Here is a 16,435-nt window from a genome sequence, read left to right on the forward strand (position 1 = left end):
GGTACTGCACTTTTGTGGGTGTGGGAGAGTAGGTTATTGCCGCTTTATTATTCAATAGCCCCGGCTTCGCCGGGGCTATTTTTGTTTGGGGAGGTCGTTAGGCCTCCCCATTTGTCTTAACATCCCATCAGTACGGGTGCGCGGAAGGTGCTCTCTATACTAGAATGGTATGGCTTATGTTTAGGCATTAGCGGGTGTATCTAAAGCACCCCTCATAGAGTTGATGCCTCAGGCAGCGGTTCGCCCGAATCGACTGCATACCCTACCCGCCCACACTGGCGGATACCTCCCAAGGAGATTCATGTCTGAGACCCCCCGTCACGAGTCTAACGGCTCCGGCCCCCGCCAGCACCGCAAGAACAGCGGAGGAAAGGACTTCCGCTCCAAGAAGGGCGGCAAGAACTTTGGCGGCAAGGGCGGTTTCAAGCGTAACGACCGCGGAGGCAAGAAGTTCGACGGCCGTCGCTCCGACTCCCGATCCAAGGCACCTCGCTCCAACGGTCCCGAGGCTGAAGTACCTCGCGAAGAAGTACGCAGCATCGGTGGCCGTGCAGGCTACCGCCCCGCAAAGCCCAAGGCACCGGAAATTGATGACGACATCACCGGTCGCGAGCTGGACGGCGCAACCTTCCGTCAGTTGCGCGCCCTGGAACCTCGCAACGCAGAAACCGTCGCAAAGCACCTCGCCATGGCCGGTCGCTACCTCGACATCGACCCCGAATTTGCGCTGGAACACGCCGTTGCCGCATCCCGCAGTGCAGGCCGTATTGCCGCAGTACGCGAAGCCGTTGGCGTCGCCGCATACGTTGCAGAAGACTTCGAACTGGCACTGCGCGAACTGCGCACCCACCGCCGTATTAGCGGCTCCGTAGACCACCTGGCACTGCTGGTGGACTGCGAACGCGCGCTCGGCCGCCTGCCCAAGGCAATGGAAATGATTGCAGAATTCAAGAAGGAAGAACTGCCCGCTAACGTGCGCGTAGAGCTCGCCATCGTTGAATCCGGTATCCTCAGCGATCAGGGCAAGAAGTCCGAGGCCGTCGTAGCGCTGCAGATTCCTCAGCTGAACCCCAAGCGCGCCTTCGAGTACAGCCCCCGTCTGTTCAGCGCATACTCCGACGCGCTGGCTAACGCAGGCCGTAACCAGGAAGCAGAACGCTGGGCACGCCTCGCATTCATGGCAGAAGCAGCACTGGGCCAGGGCAATTTCGCAGAACCCGAAATCTTCGACATGTTCGGTGAAGCTGGCCTCTTCGAGCAGGAAGAGAAGTCCGTAGAACTCACTGAGACCGCAGAAGAAGCTGAAGAGACCGCTGAAGCTTCCGCAGAAGAGGAAGCAATCGAAACTGCAGAAGAAGTAGCTGAGGACGAGAAGACCGAAGCGCCCAAGACTGAAGAAGCAGAAGAAACCTCCGCAGAATAAGACTGCAGAGAATCTAAGAATTCTAAATACGTGACCTAAGTGTCAGCGTGAAACCGCTGGACGCCACACCCAAGCAGGGGAGAGCGTCCAGCGGTTTTCTATATAATCGCCCGAAGGCACCAACGCTAGAGTGTCTAACAGGTACGATTAATAGCGACAACCGCCAGAGCCCCCGAGAGGAACACTCTATGACCACGAACGTACTCCTATCCCGCTACGATGCCCTCCTCTCCGATCTGGACGGCGTGGTCTACGCGGGTCCCTTCGCCATCGAAGGCGCACCCGAAGCGCTCAACCGTGCCGAAGAAGAACTCAATGTACCGGTCATCTTCGTCACCAACAACGCATCGCGCTCCGTAGAATCCGTAGCAGAGCACCTGCGAGAACTGGGTGTGCACACCCGAGCAGAACGAGTCGTCAGCTCCGCACAGGCAGGCGCCGCACTGCTCGCACAGCACGTACCCGCAGGCTCCAAGGTACTCATCACCGGTACCGAAGCACTCGCCGACTGCGTTCGTGCGGTAGGCCTCGAAACCGTACGCAAGGAAGAAGAAGGCCCCGTAGCCGTCATCCAGGGTTTCGACCCCAAGATCGGCTGGGAAGACCTGGCGGAAGCCGCCTACACCCTCGCAAACCCCGACATCCTCTGGATTGCCACCAACACCGACCAGAGCATCCCCAAGGAACGAGGCCAGGCACCCGGTAACGGCACCCTCGTAGCAGCCGTGGCAAGTGCAACCCGCCGCACCCCGCTCGTCGCGGGCAAGCCCGAAGCACCCATCTTCCACACTGCAGCAAAGGCAGTGAACTCCAGCCGCCCCGTTATCGTGGGCGACCGCCTGGACACCGACATTCTCGGTGCCAACAACGCAAAGATGGACGGTGCCCTCGTCCTCACCGGCGTACAGACCTACCAGGACGTCATCGAGGCAGTACCGAATCAGCGTCCGACCTATATTCTGCGCACCCTCGAGGACTTCTTCGCACCCTACCCCGAAATTGAGGTGCTCTACGAAGGCTATGAAGTCACCGCAACCGGCCCCACCTGGCAGGCACGAGTCCGCGGTGAAAACCTGAGCCTGACCGGCCCCGAGGTTGAAGACACCGAAGCATTTGCGGGCAGCGAGAGCGAAGCCGAAGCATGGCGTGTAGCCTGCGCGGCATGGTGGGCGGCAAACCCCGAACAGGGCGCACGCCCCAACATCCAGGGGATCCCCGGTGCCTAAAGAACCGGAGACTAATAGCACGGCAGAGGAAACCGCTGAGCTTGATGCAGAATTCGAGCGCCAACTCGCGGCGACCCTCGCCATGGATCCCGTAGAGCGCGTCAAGCGCCTCGAAACGATGAGTGAGCAGCTGGAGAAAGACCTCGAAAACCTCTCCTAGTTCGCGGCGGTGTCACCTCAGAACAGCAATGCTCTGAGGTGACACTAGATAACCCGTCACCAGACGATGACATCACCAGACGACGACAGAAAGAAGACAAGGACACCGTGCGCCTCGATAAATACCTGGTCGAAGCCGGATTCGTGAGTTCCCGAACCCTCGCCGCAAAACTCATCGCGGCAAGGGACGTGCAAGTCAACGGCAAGGTTGCGCGCAAAGCGTCCATGCTCGTGGGCCCGGAGGATACCCTCTACGTGCGCCAGAGCGAGCTGACCGAATACGTCAGCCGCGCAGGCCACAAGCTCGCCGGTGCCCTCGACGCGTTCCCCGAAATCGAGGTAGAAGGCAAGCGTTGCCTGGACGCGGGAGCATCCACCGGGGGCTTTACCGACGTGCTGCTTCGTCGAGGAGCCGCCCACGTAGCCGCCGTTGACGTCGGACACGGGCAGCTCGTGGACACGCTACGCGAAGAACCGCGAGTCGGCGTGTACGAAGGACTCAACGTTCGCTACATGAAGCCCGAAGACATTGGTGGGCAGGTCGAACTGACGGTTTCTGACCTCTCGTTCATCTCGCTGACCCTGGTTATGGAGGCGCTAGCGAACGCCACCGAAACCGGCGGCGACCTGGTGCTCATGGTCAAGCCGCAGTTCGAGGTCGGCAAGCACCGCATCGGACGTGGGGGAGTGGTGCACGAAGAATCCGCCCGCCGTGAAGCAGTAGAAAAAGTTCAGGCATCTGCGGTCAGCCACGGATTGCGTGTGATGGGTATGGAACCCAGCCCGCTCCCCGGACAGGACGGCAACGTAGAGTACTTCCTATGGTGCAAAAAATAAAGGGTCTTCGGAATATATAGTGGAATTACTTTCTTAATAGTTTAAAAACAACTGGTGTTTAAATCGGATTTTCTGGTGGGATGTTAGGATAATCAATAGTATTATATAAAAGTATCAATCACATACGAGTGATACTTTGGGAAAAAAATAAAATAGTCCAATTTACTTGACCGTGTACTATGGTACATGGTTTATAATATTCAGGGGGTGAAATAAGATGATTTATCGCATTAGTGAGTTTGCAGATAAATGTGGAGTTAATAAAGAAACGATCAGATATTACGAGCGAAAAAATTTATTACAAGAACCTCACCGAACGGAAGCTGGTTATCGGATATATTCATATGATGACGTTAAGCGTGTTGGGTTTATTAAACGAATACAGGAACTTGGTTTCTCTTTAAGCGAGATTTATAAATTACTTGGTGTTGTAGATAAAGATGAAGTTCGTTGTCAAGATATGTTCGAATTTGTTTCTAAAAAACAAAAGGAAGTGCAAAAACAAATAGAGGATTTAAAACGAATTGAAACTATGTTATAATAGAAACATTAACAAACGAAAGGAGCTTTTTTATGAATAAATTTAAGGTAAACATTTCAGGAATGACTTGTACGGGTTGTGAAAAACACGTAGAATCAGCACTTGAAAAGATAGGTGCTAAAAATATTGAGTCTAGTTATCGTCGTGGTGAAGCAGTATTTGAACTGCCCGATGATATTGAGGTTGAAAGTGCAATAAAGGCGATTGATGAAGCAAATTACCAAGCCGGAGAAATTGAAGAAGTATCATCACTAGAAAACGTGGCGTTAATTAATGAAGGCAATTATGACCTTCTTATTATTGGTTCTGGTGCTGCTGCCTTTTCTTCGGCAATTAAAGCTATAGAATACGGTGCAAAAGTTGGAATGATTGAGCGTGGAACGGTTGGGGGAACCTGTGTGAATATTGGCTGTGTTCCGTCAAAAACTCTTCTTAGGGCAGGGGAAATCAATCATTTATCAAAAGACAATCCGTTTATAGGTTTACAAACATCCGCTGGAGAAGTGGATTTAGCTAGTTTAATCACGCAAAAGGATAAATTGGTGAGCGAACTTCGGAATCAAAAATATATGGATTTAATTGATGAATATAATTTTGATTTAATTAAAGGTGAAGCAAAATTCGTTGATGCTAGTACGGTTGAGGTCAATGGGACAAAGTTATCTGCAAAACGCTTTTTAATTGCAACAGGTGCATCGCCTTCGTTGCCCCAAATTTCAGGACTTGAAAAAATGGACTATTTAACTAGTACAACACTTCTTGAGTTAAAGAAAATACCAAAACGATTAACTGTAATTGGTTCAGGATACATTGGAATGGAGCTTGGACAACTATTTCATCATTTAGGTTCAGAAATAACGCTTATGCAAAGAAGTGAGCGACTTTTAAAGGAGTATGATCCTGAGATTTCAGAGTCAGTTGAAAAAGCGTTAATTGAACAGGGTATAAACCTTGTCAAAGGGGCAACTTTTGAGCGTGTTGAACAAAGTGGAGAGATAAAAAGGGTTTACGTAACAGTAAATGGCAGTAGAGAAGTCATTGAATCAGATCAGTTACTTGTTGCCACTGGAAGAAAACCAAATACGGATTCTTTAAATTTAAGTGCAGCAGGTGTTGAAACTGGAAAAAAATAATGAAATCCTGATCAATGATTTTGGTCAAACAAGTAATGAAAAGATTTATGCAGCAGGAGATGTGACTTTAGGACCACAATTTGTATATGTAGCAGCCTATGAAGGTGGAATTATTACTGATAATGCTATTGGTGGATTAAACAAAAAAATAGATTTATCGGTAGTTCCTGCTGTTACGTTTACGAATCCGACGGTTGCAACGGTTGGTTTAACAGAAGAACAAGCAAAAGAGAAAGGGTATGATGTGAAGACATCTGTATTACCTTTAGATGCTGTTCCAAGAGCAATTGTAAACCGTGAAACAACCGGTGTATTTAAACTAGTAGCAGATGCAGAAACACTAAAAGTATTAGGGGTTCATATTGTATCTGAAAATGCAGGAGATGTCATCTATGCAGCATCATTAGCTGTTAAATTTGGCTTAACGATAGAAGATTTAACAGAAACCCTAGCACCATATTTAACAATGGCTGAAGGGCTAAAATTAGTTGCACTTACGTTCGATAAAGATATTTCGAAATTATCTTGTTGTGCAGGCTAAGGGAACTTTTTTACAACTCCCTATTCAACGGTGTCGAAAGTAAATATAGTGCCGAAAATAAATAGTGCTAAGGCAGTCTGAGAGAAACCGCTCGGTAACGCAGGACGCGTTGAGGGCGGGGCTTTCTCAGGCTGCCGCGCTATTCGCAGGTATTTTTACAGGTATTTTAGAGATACCCCAGCTGTACATTATTCGAAATAATTTTCTAAAAATATAGCTATTTAGAAAATCTTCGAGAACATATTCGGTATGATAGGTGTAGATACACCATCTCAACACCCGATGGGAGAGAGTCGTTATGGCAGAACACGAAGGCCACGCACCGCAGGAAGCAACCGCGCAGGTAGCTACCGCAGGTGCGCGTCATGGTTCCGAAGACTCGGTGGAACAACGTCACCGTAAGATTCTCGTCTTCGCCCACGTGGGGCGCAAAGAAGCACGAGATGCCGCCCGACAGGCATGCACCCAGCTCTACGAAGCGGGACTCGCACCCGTCATGACTCGCTCCGATCTGGAGACCCTGAGTGAAAACTGGGACGAGCCCGTCCCCGTGCAGGTCGTCCACGAATCCGTGGCGCTCATCGATATTGAACTCGGCGTGGTGCTCGGTGGTGACGGTTCGATTCTTCGCGCCGCAGAAATGGTGCGCCGAACCAGTGTTCCGCTCATCGGTGTGAACCTGGGGCACGTCGGCTTCCTCGCCGAATCCGAAGAGAGCGACCTGACCGAAACCGTTCGCTGCATCGTCAACAACGAATACACCGTTGAAGAACGCATGGCAATCGACGTGGAAGTCTGGAACGACGGCAAGCGCGTGCACAGCGACTGGGCGCTGAACGAAGCCAGCGTCGAAAAGGGCAACCGCGAAAAAATGATTGAAGTCATTATCGAGGTGGACTGCCGCCCGCTCAGCAGCTTCGGATGCGACGGCGTGGTCATGGGAACCCCCACCGGCTCGACCGCCTACGCTTTCTCCGGCGGCGGCCCGGTCGTCTGGCCCGAAGTTGAAGCAATTCTCATGGTGCCCCTCTCGGCTCACGCGCTCTTCGCACGCCCGCTGGTAGCAGCGCCGACCTCCACTCTGGCGGTAGAAATGATGCCCGGAAACGGAGCCTCCGGTGTGCTTTGGTGCGATGGCCGCCGAACCGTAGAGCTGGACCCCGGCTCCCGTATTGAGGTGCGACGCTCCGAAAAGTCGGTGCTGCTCGCCCGTATTCACCCGGCTCCCTTCTCTGAGCGACTGGTGCGTAAATTTGAGCTTCCGATCCGTGGCTGGCGTGGCCCGCAGGACACCGAGAAGCACTAAAGAAAAGGAATGAACGTTCGTGATTGAGGAAATCCATATTCGAGACCTCGGCATCATCACCGATGCGAGGCTCCCCCTCGAACCCGGATTCTCCGTGCTGACCGGTGAAACCGGCGCAGGTAAAACCATGGTCGTCACCGCCCTCGGCATGCTCCTGGGTGCCCGATCCGACGCATCCAGCGTGCGTAACGGCGCTAAGAGCGCCCTCGCCGAAGCAGTGATTCGCCTGCCCCACGGGCACCGCGCCCTCGAGCTTGCCGAAGAAGCCGGAGGCACCGCCGAAGACATTGACGAACAGACCTCCGAGCTGCTTCTGGCACGCACCGTCAACGCCTCGGGACGCTCCCGCGCCCACGTCGGCGGTTGCTCCGCACCCATCGGAACCCTGTCTCAGATTGGTCAGACTCTTGTTGCAGTCCACGGCCAGTCCGATCAGCTGCGCCTCAAATCAGCGGCAGAGCAGCGCCAGTCCCTCGACCTGTACGCCGGCGAAGAGCTCTCCAACCTGCTGGAGAAGTACCGTGAAAACTACGAGCGATACCGCGCCGCCGCCGCAGAGCTGAAGGAAGTACGCGAAAACTCGCGCGCACGAGCCCTCGAAGCGCAGACCCTGCAGGGTGCCCTCGAAGAAATCAGCGCCGTCAACCCGCAGGCGGGTGAAGAAGAAGAGCTCAAAGCCGAAATGGTGAAGCTCATGAACGTTGAAGCGCTACGCATTGCGTCGGCAACCGCCTCCGCGGCGCTCAGCGGTAGCGAATACTCCACCGGCGACGAGCAGAGCGTCATGAGCCTGCTCGATGCAAGCCGCTCCGCGCTACAGGCACAGGCAGACGCTGACGAAGAGCTTGCTTCTCTCGCCGCGCGCGTCAACGAACTGTTGATTCTTGCCACCGATATCTCCTCGGAGCTGTCCTCCTACATGGCCTCCCTGGATGTTGAAGGCCCCGAACGTCTGGCGCAGGTGCAGACTCGCCGCGCCCAGCTGGCGACCCTCACCCGCAAGTACGGTGCCGATATTGCCGAGGTCCTCGAATGGGCCGAAGAATCCCGTGCACGCCTCGAGACCCTGGTGGATGACCCGCAGCGACAGGAAACCCTGGAAACCGAGCTGGTACAGCTACGCAAGGTGCTTGGTGCCCAAGCAGAAGAGCTGACCGCCCTGCGCCGTGCCGCCGCGCAGAAACTGGCGGACGCCGTCAGTGAGGAGCTCACTGCTCTTGCCATGCCGAACGCCTCCCTGGTCGTGGAAGTTGCCGAAGCCGAAAAGTTCTCGGTACACGGCCGAGACACCGTGACCTTCATGCTGGCGCCCCACCGAACCGCCGTGCCGCGCCCGCTCGGTAAGGGCGCCTCCGGCGGCGAGCTCTCCCGCGTGATGCTCGCCCTGGAGGTAGTGCTTGCCGAAGTGGACCCCGTACCCACCTTCATCTTCGACGAGGTGGACTCCGGCGTGGGCGGTAAGGCCGCTATCGAAATCGGTCGCCGCCTCGCCATGCTCGCCCGACACGTGCAGGTTCTAGTGGTCACCCACCTGCCGCAGGTTGCAGCCTTCGCGGACCAGCACATCCTCGTGCTGAAAAACGATGACGCGTCCCTCTCAAAGGTCAAGGTACTTTCCGAAGAGGAACGCGTGGTGGAACTGGCGCGAATGCTCTCCGGGCACGATCAATCAGAATCGGCGCGAGAGCATGCCCGAGAGCTACTGGCAGCCGGTCGAGAAGTGCCGCAGGGGCGCTGAAACTGACGGCAAGCCGGCGGCAAACCGGCAGAGAAAAGTATGAGGAAAGTGCTGGCAAAAGCGCCGAAAGGTGGCATCTTTCGCACCAAAGACCATCAAAGGGGCTGAAGTGTGCGAGCGTGCCTCAGAAAGTTGCCAGTACAGCCCGCGCCGGTGACCAATAGCGGTGCATGGATCCCAGAGGATGTGAGATACTCTGTGAATGCTCCTAGACCTGCTTCTACACGGCGCGGCGGGAATAATAAATCCCCAGCTCCGTTTACAGTGGTGATAAGGACAAATAGGGGAGGGAAAGCCGCCTGAGAGAATCCTCTCGCGGCAAAACCCTCTGCTTGGATAGCAGACAAGAAAATGGTAGGCTTGAATTCCGTGGTGAATGAAAAAAATAACGCTCTGAACGCGTCCTCTAACGACAAGGTAACCCGCCAGATTTTCGTGACCGGCGGCGTTGCATCTTCTCTCGGTAAGGGCCTGTCGGCCTCTTCCCTCGGTCAGCTTCTTCGCGCACGTGGCCTCTCTGTGACCATGCAGAAGTTCGACCCCTACCTGAACGTCGACCCCGGTACGATGAACCCCTTCCAGCACGGTGAAGTCTTTGTCACCGACGACGGTGCTGAAACCGACCTCGACATCGGACACTACGAGCGCTTCCTGGACGAAAACCTCGACCAGTCCGCTAACGTGACCACCGGCCAGGTCTACTCCTCCGTCATCGCAAAGGAACGCCGCGGCGAATACCTCGGCGACACCGTCCAGGTCATCCCTCACATTACTGACGAAATCAAGGCCCGCATGCGTCACGCAGCGGAAATTGACAACGCACCCGACATCATCATCACCGAAATCGGTGGTACCGTCGGCGATATCGAGTCCCTGCCCTTCATGGAAGCAGCACGCCAGGTACGCCGCGATGTTGGCCGCAAGAACGTCTTCTTCCTGCACGTCTCCCTGGTGCCCTTCATCGGCCCCTCCGGCGAGCTCAAGACCAAGCCGACCCAGCACTCCGTGGCAGCACTGCGCGGCCTGGGCATCCAGCCTGACGGTCTGATCCTGCGCTGTGAGCGTGAGGTCCCCGTATCGCACCGTACCAAGATTGGTAACGCATGCGACGTGGACAGCGACGCAGTCATCTCCTGCGCCGACGCACCCAGCATCTACGACATCCCCAAGACCCTGCACAGCCAGAAGCTCGACGACTACATCCTCGACTACTTCGGCATTGAGGCTCCCGCACCGGACTTCACCCAGTGGGACCGCCTGCTCGACGCAGTGCACCGCCCCGCAGCAGAGGTCAACGTTGGCCTGGTCGGTAAGTACATCGACCTGCCCGACGCATACCTGTCCGTCTCCGAGGCTCTGCGCGCCGGCGGCTTCGCAAACAACGTGAAGGTCAACATCAAGTGGGTTGCAGCCGACCTGTGCGCAACCGACGAAGATGCAGACCACCAGCTGCGCAACATGGACGCAATCCTCGTGCCCGGCGGCTTCGGCATCCGCGGCCTGGATGGCAAGATCGGTGCCCTCAAGTACGCACGCGAGCACAAGCTCCCGACCCTGGGCATCTGCCTCGGCCTGCAGTCCATGGTCATCGAGTACGCACGCAACGTACTGGGTCTGACCGAAGCATCCTCCACCGAGTTCGATCCGGAAACCTCCGTACCGGTTATCGCAACCATCGAAGAGCAGAAGCAGTTCGTCGAAGGTGCAGGCGACCTGGGCGGCACCATGCGCCTGGGCCTGTACGAGGCAAACCTTGTTCCCGGCTCTCAGGTTGCTAAGGCGTACGGTGCAACCGAGGTTGCAGAGCGTCACCGCCACCGCTACGAGGTGAACAACGAGTACCGCGAGCAGCTTGAAGAAGCAGGCCTGCGTATCTCCGGTACCTCCCCGGACTCCTCGCTGGTCGAGTACGTGGAACTGCCCGCAGAGGCACACCCCTACTACGTGGCAACTCAGGCACACCCCGAGTACCGCTCGCGTCCGACCCGCCCGCACCCGCTCTTCTCCGGCCTGATTAAGGCTGCTCTGGAGCGCCGCAGCGCCTAACATCTAGGCACAAACGTTCAGCATCCCGCTCACCCCGCGCAGGGGAGAGGGGGATGCTTTCGTTTAAACCTGAACATGCCTTATTCTATGCCCGTACCTGACGCGCCAAACGTAGCGGGGCTAAGAAGCCGCCTACAATGAAAGAATGAGCAACAACCAGCAGATTATTGATGCACCCTCCGAACGCACCATCCGCACCCGCACCGTGAAGTACAGCGGCTACGTGATCGAAACGACCGTTGAAGAGTACGAACTTAACGAAAACACCGTGCTGACCCGCGACGTCGTGGAAATGCCCGGCGCCGTCGCCGTGGCGGTCCTCAACGACAACAACGAACTGCTGATGCTAAACCAGTACCGCCACCCGGTGCGCATGAACCTCTGGGAAGTACCCGCCGGACTGCTCGACATCGACGGTGAAGACCCCCTGGTCGCCGCGCAGCGCGAACTTGCCGAAGAGGCAGACCTGCAGGCAGAAACCTGGAACGCACTGACCGACTACTTCAGCAGCCCCGGCGCAACCAGCGAAGCAGGCCGCGTCTACCTGGCGCGTAACCTCTCGGAACTGCCCGCCGAAGAACGTAGCGAGCGTACCGAAGAAGAAGCTGAAATGACCTACCGCTGGGTGCCCCTCGCCGAGGCGGTACAGCTGGTACTGGGCGGAAAGGTTCATAACGCGCTCGCTATCCAGGCGGTACTCGCCACCTACGCGGCTGCGCAGAACAACTTTGAAGGCCTGCGCCCCGCCGAGGGTGGCTGGGAGTTCCACCCCTACATGGGACAGCGCCGCGAAAAGCCGGAGAACTTCCGCAACCACTAAGAACGGAACAGGGGGGGGGCGGGGGAGTAGCCTCGCCTACGGCAAGCCCAAATATCAAGAGGCCCAAACATCAACAGAACCGACAGAGGAGATAGCGTGAAGCAGACAAAAAGCACGGTGAGCAAGGCGCCCCGCGGCGCGGGTCTGCTCGGCGTAACCTCTTCTGCCGGTTCCTCCGTGCTGGGTTCTTCTGCTCTGGATTCTTCTAGCCTGGGTGCTTTCCACCAGGAGGCACAGACCCCGCTCCAGAAAGCCGTTGACCAGTACCTCATCCACCTGCGCGTGGAACGAGGAAGCAGCGAGCACACCATCGCCTCCTACGCGCGTGATTTGCGACGATACAGTGCCTACATGGCGACCCTCGGCGTCATCGACCCCGAACGCATCACCACCGCGCAGGTGCGCTCCTTCATGCGGGAACTCGCCGCCCCCACCGTGCCCCTAGCTGGATTCGTCGCCGGATTTGACGCGGGGGAGAAGAACAACCAGAACGCGCAGGAAGTACAGGAAACGCAGGAAGAAGCCGCAGAATCGCTGGCACTGATAATCGCCTCCGAATCGGGGCGAGGTGCAGGAACCGGGCGCGCTGGAAAAGGGCAGACAGGAAAAGAGCGTGCCGGGCAGCCGGAGAAAGCCGGGGAATCGGAAAAAGAAACGCCAACCGCTGAAGGCGCACCGAGCCTGCCCCTACCCTTGGGCCCGAACTCCATCGCCCGCACCATGGCGGCAGTCCGCGGAGCACATGCCTTCTGGGTCTCCGCGCTCATCGTGCCCACCGATCCGGCGGCACCGGTCACCCCGCCCAAGAACGTTAAGCGCCTCCCCAAAGCAGTCAGTGTAGAAGACATCCAGCGGCTACTCGCCGTACCCGACCGTGAAACCGCCACCGGGCTACGCAACCGAGCCATACTCGAATTCCTCTACGCCACCGGCGCGCGCGTGAGCGAAATGCTCAACGCCGATATCGACGACGTGCACTTCGAGGGAACCCTCACCGATGAAGATGGCAACCAAATCACCCTGCCCGGCTACGTTCGACTCTTCGGCAAAGGAAACAAAGAACGACTCGTACCCATCGGAAGCTACGCCCAAAAAGCAATCCAAGACTATCTGGTGCGTGCCCGCCCCTCCCTCGTGGCGCACGGTAAAGGCACCGCCGCGCTCTTCGTCAACGGACGAGGCAGCAGACTCGGACGCCAAGGCGCCTGGCTCATCCTCAAAGAAGCCGCCGAAGCCGCCGGGCTCAGCTCTGACTTCTCGCCGCACTCCATGCGCCATAGCTTCGCAACGCACCTGCTGCAGGGCGGTGCCGATATTCGCGTGGTGCAAGAACTGCTCGGGCACGCCTCCATCGCCACCACTCAGGTGTACACCAAGGTCACGCCCGAGGGGCTCATGGAGGTGTACCGCATGGCGCATCCGCGTGCCCACGAACGGGGATAAAACCCCGTCAATCCGCGGAACAGCCGCTCTTGAGGTAACCTTATAGACAACGCTTAAACTTTAAAACTTCGAATTCATTGATGAAGGTGAACCATTGACTGAAGCTCAGGCTCAAGAACTCGGCCCCACCGGTCGACCCCTGCGCGTATACCCCGACCCGGCTCCGCTGAGCAGCCACGGTCCCGCCCGCATTATCTCTATGGTGAATCAGAAGGGCGGCGTGGGTAAGACCACCTCCACCATTAACCTGGGCGCGGCGCTGGCAGAATGCGGCCGTAAGGTGCTGCTGGTCGACTTCGACCCGCAGGGTGCTCTCTCCGCCGGTTTCGGTGCGAACCCGCACGAACTGGACCTGACCGTCTACAACGTCATGATGGACCGCAAGGTCGACATCAAGGACGTCATCCTGCCTACCGGCGTGGAGAACATCGACCTGCTGCCCGCCAACATTGACCTCTCCGCAGCTGAAGTTCAGCTGGTCAACGAAGTGGCTCGCGAGCAGGTTCTCGCCTCGGCACTGCGCAAGGTCCGTGACGAATACGACGTCATCCTCATCGACTGCCAGCCCTCCCTGGGCCTGCTGACCGTCAATGCACTGACCGCTTCCGAAGGGGTCATCATTCCGCTGATTTGTGAGTTCTTCGCGCTGCGCGCCGTCGCACTGCTGGTCGACTCCATCGAGAAAGTTCAGGATCGACTGAACCCCGACCTCGAAATCTCCGGCGTACTTGCCACCATGTTCGATGCGCGCACCATCCACTCCAAGGAAGTTCTGGCACGCATCGTGGACGCATTCGGCGACAAGGTCTTCGACACCGTCATCAAGCGCACCGTGAAGTTCCCGGACGCATCGGTGTCCGCTGAGCCGATTCTCAGCTACGCCTCCAGCCACCCCGGCGCGGAAGCATACCGCCAGGTGGCACGCGAACTGATCTACAAGGGCGGCGCACGCTAAAGCCCCCACACCTATACGCCCTCTGCTGAGGTGACTCTCACTCTTGAGTCACACCGGCAGAGGGCGTATAATTGTGTGGATTCTAAAGACCCCGCACACTGCTTACGCCGAAAAAGTAGGCGAAGCAGAAGCCGCATCTGAGACGGCACCAACAAAGCCGGGGAGAATAAACCTAAGGAGAATAGGTCGTTTATGACCACGAACGTCGCTGCCGTGAGGGTACCGACACCGAACGCAGACACCGCCGCAAACGCCCGGACTGAGGGCCGCGGCCTGCAGAACCCGGAACGCGGTTTCACCCTCACCCTCAGTAATTTTGAGGGTCCCTTTGATCTTCTACTCACCCTGATTTCGCGCCGCAAACTCGACATTACCGAGGTGGCGCTCGCAGAGGTCACCGACGAGTTCCTCGCATACCTGCACGCCCTCTACGCTGAAGGCACCGAACGTGCACTCGACGAAGCCAGCGAATTTCTGGTCACCGCCGCAACCCTGCTGGAACTCAAAACCGCACGCCTGCTCCCGCAGCATCGTGAACCCCTCGAAGAGGACGTTGCACTGCTGGAGGCACGCGACCTGCTCTTCGCCCGTCTGCTGCAATACCGCGCGTACCGTGAAGTTGCCGATATTTTTGCTGAACGCTGGGCGCAAGAATCACAGCGTTTTCCCCGTGCGGTAGCCCTCGAAGAACGATTCGCCCAGGCGCTTCCCGAGCTGGTTTTCACCGGAGGCGCTGAAGAGTTCGCCCGCATCGCCGCAGCAGCACTGAGCCGAACCCCCAAAGAACCCGAACCGGAACCCGAAGAAATCGTTGAAGAACTCAACGAGCACCTGCACGTTCCGCTCACCACCATCGCGGCTGAAGAACACTACATTCTGCACAGCCTGCTCGATACCGCGGCGCGGGAACTGAGCTTCGCCGAACTGGTTCAAGGATCCGGCGAATTAGAAATCGCGGTGGTTCGTTTTCTCGCCCTGCTCGAGCTCTACAAAGAAGGCGCCCTGCACGTAGAACAGGACGCACCGCTCGGATCTGTTCGGGTACGTGCGAGCGCGAGCGCCGCACAATTCGTAATCCGCGAAGAAACTGCAGACACCGCAGGCACACAGGATGCGCACGAAACCAGTGGAGCACTTGAGTCATCCGAAGCGAACGAATCTGAAGCTAACACGGAACCGGTAAAGGAGGATTATGAGTAATCACGGCTCACGCTTTGACCGTGAATTCACCCCCGACGACCTTGCCATCGTGAACATGGGCTACTGGGATCCGAACGCAGACGAGGATTCGGAACAGACAGACTCGGTGCCGGTAGAGGCGGAAATCTCAAAGCCTGCTGAGGCGGACGCTGAGCCGGCTGAGTACGAGGTAGCGGCAGCTCCTCTGGATGAGGTGACCGAAGACGCTGAGGTTACCGAAGATGCGGAGGAGGCTGAAGCCGCTGAAACGGTAGAGGACTCCGATGGTTCCGACATTTCCGACAGCTCTGGGGAATCGCAGGAAACTGCATCCCGCGAGTCGAAGGAATCGGTAACGAAACCGGTAGCGAAATCGGCAAAGATTCCGGCGGGAGGCCCCTCCACCGCACCCAGTGTGGCGGTCGATGCCGAAGCCGAATTCTCCAAGGTCGAGGCAATCCCCGGCGGCGTCAAAAGCGCCATCGAAGCAATCCTAGCCGTTGCCGAAGCGCCCGTGAGCGTGCGTGAACTCTCCGCCGCGCTCATCGTCAGTGAACGAGCTGTTGAGCACTCGCTCGACCAGCTGTACCGCGAGTACAACGGCGAAGAAAGCGGCTACGGAGAAGACGAAAACCGGGTGGCGCCCGAACCGCGCGGATTCCAGCTACGGAACATCGCAGGAGGCTGGAAGCTCTACGCCCGCGACGACTTCGCCCCCTGGGTGGCACGCTTCGTGACCCGCTCCAAGAGCGCGACCCTCAGCAAACCCGCCTACGAGACGCTCGCCGTGATTGCTTACCGGCAGCCGGTGACCAGGGCGAGGGTAGCCTCCATTCGAGGCGTGAACGCGGACGCGGCAATCCGTCAGCTGCTCCAACGGCAGCTGATTCGTGAGGCGGGTCGAGAAGCCGGAAGTGGCGCGACCCTCTACGAAACCACGGAGCTGCTGCTGGCGAAGCTCGGGTTGAACTCCCTGGAGGAGCTACCGGCGCTCGCGCCCTTCCTGCCCGATGACACGGAAGCCGCAGTGCTTGCCGAGGGCAACGACTAAGACAACGAATCAATAAGACGAACGAACGTTCTGGAAA

General features: G+C 57.1%; 12 protein-coding genes and 2 pseudogenes. All 14 read left to right on the plus strand.

The genetic code is table 11. The features are described 5' to 3' along the window. Nucleotides 1-301 precede the first annotated feature (301 nt). The 14 genes and pseudogenes from HMPREF2980_RS02485 to scpB all read left to right on the plus strand — a co-directional run bounded on the left by HMPREF2980_RS02485 (nt 302) and on the right by scpB (nt 16,398). On the plus strand, nt 302-1,423 hold the full coding sequence (locus tag HMPREF2980_RS02485; RefSeq protein ID WP_049345317.1) for a tetratricopeptide repeat protein: 1,122 nt from the start codon (nt 302-304) through the stop codon (nt 1,421-1,423). Between the two features lie 188 nt (nt 1,424-1,611). Then, nucleotides 1,612-2,649 (plus strand): HAD-IIA family hydrolase, encoded by a 1,038-nt coding sequence (locus HMPREF2980_RS02490; protein ID WP_070642036.1) that lies wholly within the window; start codon nt 1,612-1,614, stop codon nt 2,647-2,649. Next, nucleotides 2,642-2,809, plus strand: coding sequence for a hypothetical protein (locus HMPREF2980_RS02495; RefSeq protein ID WP_005506658.1), 168 nt, complete (start codon nt 2,642-2,644; stop codon nt 2,807-2,809). Before HMPREF2980_RS02490 ends, HMPREF2980_RS02495 begins: the two co-directional genes overlap by 8 nt. Nucleotides 2,810-2,916: 107 nt before the next feature. Further along, nucleotides 2,917-3,645: a TlyA family RNA methyltransferase gene (locus HMPREF2980_RS02500; protein ID WP_070642033.1), complete on the plus strand. Its 729-nt coding sequence runs from the start codon at nt 2,917-2,919 to the stop codon at nt 3,643-3,645. 217 nt (nt 3,646-3,862) lie between these two features. Beyond that, nucleotides 3,863-4,183, plus strand: a pseudogene (gene merR, locus HMPREF2980_RS09290) (Hg(II)-responsive transcriptional regulator); the annotation flags it as partial. Nucleotides 4,184-4,218: 35 nt separating this feature from the next. Beyond that, a pseudogene (gene merA / locus HMPREF2980_RS09295) lies at nt 4,219-5,860 on the plus strand (mercury(II) reductase). A 298-nt stretch (nt 5,861-6,158) separates the two neighbouring features. After that, nucleotides 6,159-7,166 (plus strand): NAD kinase, encoded by a 1,008-nt coding sequence (locus HMPREF2980_RS02505; RefSeq protein ID WP_102034204.1) that lies wholly within the window; start codon nt 6,159-6,161, stop codon nt 7,164-7,166. Between the two features lie 19 nt (nt 7,167-7,185). Further along, the gene (gene recN / locus HMPREF2980_RS02510; RefSeq protein ID WP_049356231.1) at nt 7,186-8,904 is read left to right on the plus strand and encodes a DNA repair protein RecN; all 1,719 of its coding nucleotides are present in this window, start codon (nt 7,186-7,188) and stop codon (nt 8,902-8,904) included. Between the two features lie 351 nt (nt 8,905-9,255). Next, on the plus strand, nt 9,256-10,950 hold the full coding sequence (locus tag HMPREF2980_RS02515; RefSeq protein WP_070667205.1) for a CTP synthase: 1,695 nt from the start codon (nt 9,256-9,258) through the stop codon (nt 10,948-10,950). A 145-nt stretch (nt 10,951-11,095) separates the two neighbouring features. Next, nucleotides 11,096-11,770, plus strand: a complete 675-nt coding sequence (locus HMPREF2980_RS02520) for an NUDIX domain-containing protein (protein WP_070642020.1) — start codon at nt 11,096-11,098, stop codon at nt 11,768-11,770. 96 nt (nt 11,771-11,866) lie between these two features. After that, entirely contained in the window at nt 11,867-13,213 is a 1,347-nt protein-coding gene (locus HMPREF2980_RS02525; protein ID WP_070690015.1) for a site-specific tyrosine recombinase XerD, read from the plus strand. Between the two features lie 94 nt (nt 13,214-13,307). After that, nucleotides 13,308-14,168 (plus strand): ParA family protein, encoded by an 861-nt coding sequence (locus HMPREF2980_RS02530; RefSeq protein ID WP_005506637.1) that lies wholly within the window; start codon nt 13,308-13,310, stop codon nt 14,166-14,168. A gap of 192 nt (nt 14,169-14,360) precedes the next feature. Further along, complete coding sequence (locus tag HMPREF2980_RS02535; protein ID WP_049350384.1) at nt 14,361-15,368, plus strand: segregation and condensation protein A; 1,008 nt, start codon at nt 14,361-14,363, stop codon at nt 15,366-15,368. Next, entirely contained in the window at nt 15,361-16,398 is a 1,038-nt protein-coding gene (scpB, locus tag HMPREF2980_RS09300) for an SMC-Scp complex subunit ScpB (RefSeq protein ID WP_083313495.1), read from the plus strand. The genes HMPREF2980_RS02535 and scpB overlap by 8 nt, the downstream gene beginning before the upstream one ends. The last annotated feature ends 37 nt before the right edge of the window (nt 16,399-16,435 follow it).

Origin of the sequence: Rothia sp. HMSC076D04 (genome assembly GCF_001814645.1) — a bacterium.
Lineage (GTDB): Bacteria > Actinomycetota > Actinomycetes > Actinomycetales > Micrococcaceae > Rothia > Rothia mucilaginosa.